General features: G+C 36.9%; 9 protein-coding genes and 1 tRNA gene. 6 read left to right on the top strand and 4 right to left on the bottom strand.

The window, feature by feature from the left end:
• The 4 genes from QXL17_04800 to ilvA form a co-directional block, all read left to right on the top strand.
• Window positions 1–111 (top strand): ISNCY family transposase (locus tag QXL17_04800; protein MEM4258452.1); only part of this gene is annotated, 111 nt, incomplete at its 5' end.
• A 92-nt stretch (window positions 112–203) separates the two neighbouring features.
• Window positions 204–1,301 carry a mechanosensitive ion channel family protein gene (locus tag QXL17_04795; GenBank protein MEM4258451.1) on the top strand — a complete coding sequence of 366 codons (1,098 nt, stop codon included), beginning with the start codon at window positions 204–206 and terminating at the stop codon, window positions 1,299–1,301.
• Window positions 1,302–1,404: 103 nt separating this feature from the next.
• Complete coding sequence (locus QXL17_04790) at window positions 1,405–1,692, top strand: DUF1805 domain-containing protein (protein MEM4258450.1); 288 nt, start codon at window positions 1,405–1,407, stop codon at window positions 1,690–1,692.
• 12 nt (window positions 1,693–1,704) lie between these two features.
• Window positions 1,705–2,913, top strand: coding sequence for a threonine ammonia-lyase (ilvA, locus tag QXL17_04785; GenBank protein ID MEM4258449.1), 1,209 nt, complete (start codon window positions 1,705–1,707; stop codon window positions 2,911–2,913).
• A gap of 110 nt (window positions 2,914–3,023) precedes the next feature.
• Here the strand turns inward: ilvA and QXL17_04780 are convergent.
• Window positions 3,024–3,097 (bottom strand) — tRNA-Thr (locus QXL17_04780).
• A gap of 114 nt (window positions 3,098–3,211) precedes the next feature.
• Between QXL17_04780 and mptA the strand changes: the two genes are divergently transcribed.
• The gene (gene mptA, locus QXL17_04775; GenBank protein MEM4258448.1) at window positions 3,212–4,093 is read left to right on the top strand and encodes a GTP cyclohydrolase MptA; all 882 of its coding nucleotides are present in this window, start codon (window positions 3,212–3,214) and stop codon (window positions 4,091–4,093) included.
• A 31-nt stretch (window positions 4,094–4,124) separates the two neighbouring features.
• A complete protein-coding gene (locus tag QXL17_04770) occupies window positions 4,125–5,243 on the top strand; it encodes an isocitrate/isopropylmalate dehydrogenase family protein (GenBank protein ID MEM4258447.1) in 1,119 nt (372 codons plus the stop codon).
• Window positions 5,244–5,457: 214 nt separating this feature from the next.
• On the opposite strand, the gene QXL17_04765 is transcribed toward QXL17_04770, so the two are convergent.
• The 3 genes from QXL17_04765 to QXL17_04755 form a co-directional block, all read right to left on the bottom strand.
• Window positions 5,458–5,766: a hypothetical protein gene (locus tag QXL17_04765; protein ID MEM4258446.1), complete on the bottom strand. Its 309-nt coding sequence runs from the start codon at window positions 5,764–5,766 to the stop codon at window positions 5,458–5,460.
• A gap of 126 nt (window positions 5,767–5,892) precedes the next feature.
• Window positions 5,893–6,474 (bottom strand): hypothetical protein, encoded by a 582-nt coding sequence (locus QXL17_04760; GenBank protein MEM4258445.1) that lies wholly within the window; start codon window positions 6,472–6,474, stop codon window positions 5,893–5,895.
• Window positions 6,475–6,487: 13 nt separating this feature from the next.
• Window positions 6,488–7,633: a saccharopine dehydrogenase C-terminal domain-containing protein gene (locus QXL17_04755; protein ID MEM4258444.1), complete on the bottom strand. Its 1,146-nt coding sequence runs from the start codon at window positions 7,631–7,633 to the stop codon at window positions 6,488–6,490.
• Window positions 7,634–7,641 lie beyond the last annotated feature (8 nt).

Below are 7,641 nucleotides of genomic sequence, written 5' to 3'. Positions count from 1 at the left end.
AGACGTTTTGGCGGTCTGGTGAGACAGAAACGAGAAGATCGACGAGAAATAGCATTATTTTCTACCGCATTCTTTCACAATATTTTTATCACAAGAATACGCCCGGATTAATTCTGTCCCAATGTCGCATGCATCGATTGAATTTTCAAAATCAAAAACTAAAAATTAAAAAACCACAATACCCTATATGGTGTTTGATTTTAATGAATGTGACAGTGAATCTTGGTGAACAAATCAATCAAATTTTTAGAGAAAACAATATTATTGTAGATCCTGTTGTTGGCCAAGGTTTTGCAGCGTTTCTTCTGTTTGCAATTGCATTGGTTTTTGGTTGGATTGTATATCATGTCTTTGAACATTATTTTTCACGATGGGCGAAAAAAACAAAAACGACACTCGATGATGAAATCATCAAAAATGTGAAACGCCCCGTCTATTTTCTGGTTATCCTCATAGGTTCATGGACTGCAGTGGATCAGCTCACTGTGCTCGACGTTTATTTGACGTATACTACTTTTATTTTTCTTGCTGCTGAAATATTCCTTATCGCATATATTATTACCCGTGTTATTAATGTTCTTCTTGCATGGTATGTTGAACGGAAATCGAAAACTGCCGACAAACCAGTTAGTGTTAATATATTAGTAGTATTCCGTAAATTTCTCCACGCACTTGTGTACATCTTTGCATTTCTTACGATCCTGTATGTTGGGAAAATTGATTTATCTGGAGCGGTTGTTGGTCTTGGCGTTGGTGGCATTGCTATTGCTTTTGCGTTACAAAGTGTGCTGGGCGATGCTTTTAGTGCGTTTTCAATCTATTTTGATCATCCTTTCGAAATCGGTGATTTCATCATTGTAGGTGAATACGCAGGAACGGTTACCCACATTAGTATGAAATCAACTCGTATTCAGCTCCTTCAGGGTGAAGAGCTAGTTATGTCAAATCGAACGATTCTTGATAAAAGTATCCGAAATTTTAAAAAATTACAAAGACGTCGTGTACTCTTTTCTATCGGTGTAACGTATGATACGCCATTATCAAAATTAGAAAAAATACCTGATATCATAAGAAACATTATTTTACAATGTGAATTGACTACTGTTGATCGAATCCATTTTAAAGAATATGGACCGTATAGTTTGAATTTTGAAATTGTGTACTTTGTTAACACCTCAGATTATGTCAAGTATATGGATACACAGCATAAAATAAATATGGGAATCAAAGCTGCTTTTGAAAAAGAAGGTATTGAATTTGCATTTCCAACTCAAACGATAATTCTTGATAAAAATAATTAATAATGTCAATGTCACGTTGGAACTTTAGATCAAGAAAAAATACGTTCTATCTAAAGTAACAACTATAGCTTGATTCATAGATGATAGGTGATGTGATGAAAATATGAGAACAAAGAAAATTAGCATAGGAACTGGAGAGGTGCTTGGATTTTTAATTAAGCTCAACAATGCACCACTGATCATTTTACAAGCTAAAAAGGGATATGTAATGTGTGGTTATCTTGATATGTGCACGGCGGATAAACTTGGTGATATCGCTGGAAAAATAACTGGAGTTAAGAATTTTGAAGATGCACTTAATTCGACGATCGTTGAAGTATCAGAAAATGCGAAAAAAATGGGTTTATATGAAGGGATGAGCATAAAAGAATTTTTGCATCTACTCCTGTAGGAGTATCATTATATGTTGACGTTAGAAGAGATATCAGATGCATATGAAATTCTTAAACCGATAGTACGACATACGCCTCTTGAAAAATCAAAAACTTTTTCGCAATTAACAAAAGAAAATGTGTATCTTAAGCTTGAAAACCTCCAAACAACAGGATCTTTTAAAATACGAGGAGCATATAACAAAATTTATCATTTAACGGAAAAAGAAAAAAAGAGAGGCGTGGTATGTGCTTCAGCGGGGAATCATGCACAGGGTGTAGCCTACGCTTCTGCTCTCTTACATGTGAAAAGCACTGTTTTCATGCCGATTTATACTCCACCAACAAAGATTCTTGCTACAAAATCATATGGAGCTAACGTCGTTCTTGAGGGGAAGACCTATGATGATGCTTATGAGGTTGCAAAAGAATATGCAACAAAAAATAACAAGGTATTAATCCCTGCCTTTAATGATGAATATGTCATCGCAGGACAAGGTACCATAGGAATAGAAGTTGCTGAGGATCTACAAAAAATTGATGCAACGGTTATCCCTGTTGGTGGTGGAGGGTTAATATCTGGTATTGCTGTAGCGTTAAAATCGTTGAGGGACAACGTAAAAATTATTGGTGTCGAGGCTGAAGGTGCTCAGTCGATGAAACAATCTTTAGCAAAAAACAAAATCGACCATCTTAAAAGAATGGATACAATTGCTGATGGGATAGCAGTGAAAACACCAGGTGATATTACATTTGAATTAGCAAAAAAGTATGTTGATAAGGTTGTAACAGTTACTGATGAAGAAATTGCTGATGCTCTTTATTTATTGTTGCAGAGAGCAAAATTGGTTGTTGAACCAGCTGGAGCAACGTCACTTGCTGCAATTCTTAGTAAAAAAGTGTCATTTCCTGGAAAAAACATCGTTGCATTAATAAGCGGGGGAAATATCAATTTGTCCCTTCTTACGCAAATTATTGAACAGGGAATGATGAAAAATAAACTTTTAGTTAAAATATCAATTATTGTCAATGATAAACCAAAATTTCTCAGAGATATTCTTACGGTATTAGCGAATCTTGGTGCAAATGTTCAATCGATTTCTCATAATAGAGGTACAACATCGGTACCAGTTGGTTATGTAAAAATTTCTATTACTTTACAAACATTAGGTGAAGAACAAATAAAAACCATAAAAAAAGCATTTGATCAAAAAAAATTAAAATACCAAATACTACATTAAATTAATGATAGATTACTGCTATTAGATCCTAAGAGTCTCTCTTTAAATACTGTTGTTGAGTCAAACATTATTGTTTCAAGGATATACAACAGCGGAGCCAATGTTTCGGAAGCCGCTGGAGGGATTTGAACCCTCGACCTATTCCTTACCAAGGAATCGCGCAACCAGGCTATGCTACAGCGGCATAAAATGGCACCACCACAATAATTAAGGGTTTATTTTACTTTTTGGCAAAAACTGAGTTACAGAGCAATCTATTTAGACTACCTTTTTTATTGACGCATAAAAGGTGTTCCCTATGCAACCGGTCGATTTACCTGATGTTCAATCCAGATTAACCACATCTCAGTTTAAACTTACTCGAGTTGGTGTTACTGGCGTTAAAAAACTCGTTCATATCCAGAGACCAAATAAGAAAACAACGTTGCCTTTGACGGTAACCATGGATCTTTTTGTTGATCTTCCTGCCACACAAAAAGGTAGCCATATGTCTCGAAATCTCGAAATCGTTGCAGAGATTATTGATCAAAACATCAAACAGCCGGTTTCTGATCTTGAAACGTTTTGTGCAACCATAGCGCAACGACTTCTTGAAAAACATGGTTATGCTACCTATGCTGAAATTCGAGCAGAGGCAGATTATTTCCTTGATGTGATGTATCCTAATGGTAAAACTGGTGCTGAACCATATAAACTAGTTGCCGAAGCGCAGGTGCGGAACACTGGTGAACTCACGAAACTTATTGGGGTTAAAGTTATTGGTATGACGGCATGCCCGTGTGCCATGGAGGTTGTACAAAAAATTCATAAAAACAATACAAAAAAAATTGCGCCAACTCATAATCAACGCAATCTTGGTACATTAATTATGCAAGTGCCTCAGAATGTAGGTACTGTTGATGCCGATGATTTGATAAAGATTGTTGAACAATCATTTAGTTCACCGACATATAGCATTTTGAAAAGAAAAGAGGAAGCGGAGTTGGTTGTTTATGCTCATGAGCGACCAAAATTTGTGGAAGATGTTGTACGAGATATTTTGTCTTATGTTCTCAAACGCTATGGTGATCTTCCTGATGATGTTCTCGTTATCGCTCGGAGCGAAAGCTTTGAATCAATTCATAAGCATAATGCGTTTGCTGAACGTGTAACAACTCTTGGTGAACTGAGACGAAAATAACCTTTAAAAACTACAAAATATTTATCCCTTTATGTCAAAGTATCATATCGCAGTTCTGCCGGGGGACGGTGTTGGAAAAGATGTTATAGACGCAGCCCGGTTAGTCCTTGACGCAATAGATTTGAATGCTGAATATCTCCTTGGTGACATCGGTTGGGAATTCTGGAAAAAAGAAGGTAATGCGCTTCCTGATCGAACCTTACAACTTTTACGAGAAACCGATTGTTGTTTATTTGGTGCTATTACGTCGAAACCTGCTTCTGATGCACAAAAGGAGTTGCATCCGTCGTTACAAAATAAGGGTTTGACCTATACCAGTCCAATTGTTCGTCTTCGACAAGAATTTAACTTGCATACAAATCTACGACCGTGCAAAGCATATGCAGGAAACCCCTTAAATTATAAAGATGGTATTGATCTTGTCGTTTTTCGTGAAAACACCGAGGATCTTTATGCAGGCGTTGAATTTCGGCCGGTTCCAAAATCTGTTTTTGATGCATTAATGATCAACAAAAATATGAAAAAGTTTGAACATATCCCGCTTGAAGATATTGCGATCTCCTGTAGAATTAATACAAAAAAAGCATCACAGAATATTGTCCGTCAGGCTTTTGAATATGCACAGAAAAACAAACGAAAGTCGGTTACTCTTGTAGAAAAACCTAATGTTTTACGACAGACAAGTGGTTTGATTCTTGAGGAAGCTCGGAAAATCGCACAAGAGTATCCTTCGATTGAATTTAAAGAGGCTAACATTGACGCAATCTGTATGTGGCTTATCAAAAATCCACATGACTACGATGTATTGGTTGCATCAAATATGTTTGGAGATATTATCTCTGACCTTGCAGCACAGCTTGTTGGAGGACTTGGTTTTGCTTCAAGTGGCAACATCGGAGATGAGTATGCAGTGTTTGAACCTACCCATGGTTCTGCACCAAAATATGCTGGACAGTATAAGGTAAATCCAATTGCTATGATTCTATCGGTGAAATTAATGCTTGAGTGGCTTGGTGAAAAAAAACATGCCAAGAAAGTTGAGCAAGCAGTTGCTGATGTTATTCTAGAAGGAAAATATCGAACCTATGATATGGGTGGGAAGAATACTACTCTGGAAGTAGCTCAAGCAATTGCTGATAAAATACAATAATCATAATAAACAAAAAACTCTTCTCCATGAGCTTATTGGATTGCCAGATGTTGTAAACAGCATAAACCCTTTCTCAACTCACAATTTAGGAAGAAAAAGGAGTGACAGAAGATATTTTGTCCGCCGATCCAAGGCATGGTCAAACAAAATCATGGAAGATTGTTCAAAAAAGAAAAATGAGAAGAAAAAAGTGCTTGTTTGCACTTTTTAATGTTTAAACATCTAGTTTTCCATCAAATCTGGCAAATACATAGTGTTTGCCGACAAAACCAATAAAATCGTTGTTTAAAACTAATTTCTGGAACAATCGGAGGGTACCATATTGTGTTTCGCCGATACTTCTGGTTCGATAATGGACATAAATTGCTCTAAACTGGATATGATGTCCACCGTTTACAAGTCGCGGTCTAGTTATAATACCTCTGATAAACGTTGATCCAATATCAGTTGTTCCCTCTTCAGGAGGAGTTGTTGTTTTTATTTCAACAGCTGCAACCATCGGTATTGTGGCTAGCATCAGCATACACATAAACATGCCTATAATCTTTCTTCTTGAAACCTTCATAAGTTTTTTCCCCAAAGTTCGAATATCTTCATTAATATATAAATTTTTTGTCGTTTTTTACTGTTTCCAATAAAAATGATTTTATTATAAATCTCGTATTTTTTTTTCCAAGCGATTAATCTTCTCTCTAGCTCGATAAATAATTTGATTTGCAATTTCAACTACTAGCTCAAGTTGTTCTTCTGAATATAAAATATTTCCCTGATAACAAAGTGGGGTGTCTAATCGTTCAGTACTTGCTAGTTCAACAACGATTCTTTTCGAAACACTTCGAATTGAGGAATTTTTAAAACCGCAACTATTTGCGCATTTCACAAGTTTTTCTGCGGTTTCTAGAGAACGACAAGTGACATGAATGATCGGTGCTTGGGCAAGAAGCCATACCATTGCCCTCTGTTGATTTTTCAATGCATTTTTTATTTCATCAGTGGTTATAGGGTGATGCCATCGTCCAAGAAAAACAGCGTTTCGTTTATCACCAAGTTTTGGGAGTTCAATTATTAGTATTCGACCAGCACAACTACTCGACGTGTAGTATGAATCAGATTGATTAATTAATGTTACTAGTGAAAGAATTTCGTCGTCAACTTCGCAAGCATCTGTTGCTTTAGCAAGATCTTGTACTGCTTTTTCTTTTCCTGCTAAAAATATTTTCCCTGCATTCATGATGAAAGTCATCCTATATCAGTTTTTTTTCAAGATGTAGTCCGCGTTCTGCAAGGAGCGAAAAAAATGGTTTTGACGGAATGTTTTCTTCTGAACAAAAAACCCCACGTTCAGAGATCATTCCTTCCATGATCATCTGAGCGGTTATTGCGGCAGGAAAACCAGTGGTCCGCATCATGGCACTAAATTCTGTAGTCTCATCAGCGTAATCAATCATTGTATACGTCATCGTTATGTTTTTTCCTTGTTTTTCTCCGTTTCCTAAGACGTAGAGCAGTACGACGTCTTTGCCCTGTGTCGGGACATGTTGTTGCAGGAGTGTTACGAGAACTTCTCGTGGTGCGATCATACATCCTGCGATTTTTTGTTTTTTCGGATCAGCAAATCCAAGGTGAAAAAGCGTTTGCATCTGTTCACAATGACCAGGATACCGGATTGTTTTATAGTCGAGATATCCAATTCTATCCTGAAAGGTATAGGGGAGTGTTGAACATCCTCCACTCGTCAGAAAGGCTTCCATCTTTCCAAAAGGTGCTGGAAACATGATATTTTCAAGTTCAGAAAGTGATGGTTTTTTTCTAATAACCCCATGATCTAGAATTAATGCATCTTCATAATATTCATTAATGAGTCCATACGGTGAAAATACAATCTGGTAGTTCAAAGGAGGTTGGGGCGAAACAGGAAGACCACCGACCCTGAGATGAACCCGGTCAACACGATCTAGTTCATCTACGATGTCACGGGTAATTATCGATACTAATCCTGGAGCGAGACCACAATCAGGAATAACAGTTACATCTTGTTTTTTGGCTTGGTCATTCAGCGTTCTCTGTTTCATGACAACATCGTTATTACCGCCAAGATCAACAAAGTGACATCGTGTTTGTAATGCAAGTTTTGTCAACCGATAATTGAGATAATACGGAACTGCGGAGATAGCGATATCTGCTTTCTTAAATATGTTTTTCATCTTTGATACATCAGAAACGTCAACTTTCTGACAGTGAACGTCAGTGTGGGAAAAAAATTTTTGAGCTGTTGAAAGATTTTTCCTATCAATATCGACAAGAGTAAGTGATTTGCAGGACGTTTTGTGAATGAGATCGTACGCAATTGCACGTCCCATCATACCAGCGCCGCACACGACTACGTTCATAGATATCG

This window comes from Candidatus Thermoplasmatota archaeon (genome assembly GCA_038884455.1).
Classification (GTDB): Archaea; Thermoplasmatota; E2; order DHVEG-1; family DHVEG-1; genus JAWABU01.
Note: the sequence above shows the minus strand (reverse complement) of the source record. Positions and strands in the feature narration are given on the sequence as shown.